Raw genomic sequence first — 418 nt, 5'->3', positions numbered from 1 at the left:
CCCGGCGAAGTCAGCGCCCGCACCGCGTCCGCAGACGCCGCCACCGCTGGCGCCGCTCGGCCGCCGCGAGCGCGCGCAACTGTCGCGCGGGAAGAAGGAGATCGACGCCCGGCTCGATCTTCATGGCATGACGCAGACACGCGCGCACCGCGTGCTGCTTACGTTCCTGCAGCGTGCGCATAGTAACGGGCTGACTTTCGTGCTCGTCATCACCGGCAAGGGTAAAGCCGGCGGCGCTGATGCCGAGCGCGGCGTCTTGCGCCGCCAGGTGCCGCAATGGCTGAGCCTGCCCGAATTCCGCGCGCTCGTCGTCGGCTTCGAGGAAGCCCATATCGGCCACGGCGGCGAGGGCGCGCTCTATGTGCGGGTGCGGCGCGCGAGGATCTAGTGCTACAATCCGTAGCCCGGGTGAAGCGCA

The 418-nt window shown here is 69.6% G+C and carries 1 protein-coding gene; it reads left to right on the top strand.

Annotated elements, in window-relative coordinates; genetic code table 11:
* Positions 1-388 (top strand): Smr/MutS family protein (locus CWO89_RS45245; RefSeq protein ID WP_207234741.1); only part of this gene is annotated, 388 nt, incomplete at its 5' end.
* Positions 389-418 lie beyond the last annotated feature (30 nt).

The organism is Bradyrhizobium sp. Leo170, assembly GCF_004296405.1.
Taxonomy (GTDB): domain Bacteria; phylum Pseudomonadota; class Alphaproteobacteria; order Rhizobiales; family Xanthobacteraceae; genus Bradyrhizobium.
The sequence above is the reverse complement of the archived record's forward strand: the minus strand, read 5'-3'. Positions and strand labels throughout refer to the sequence as shown.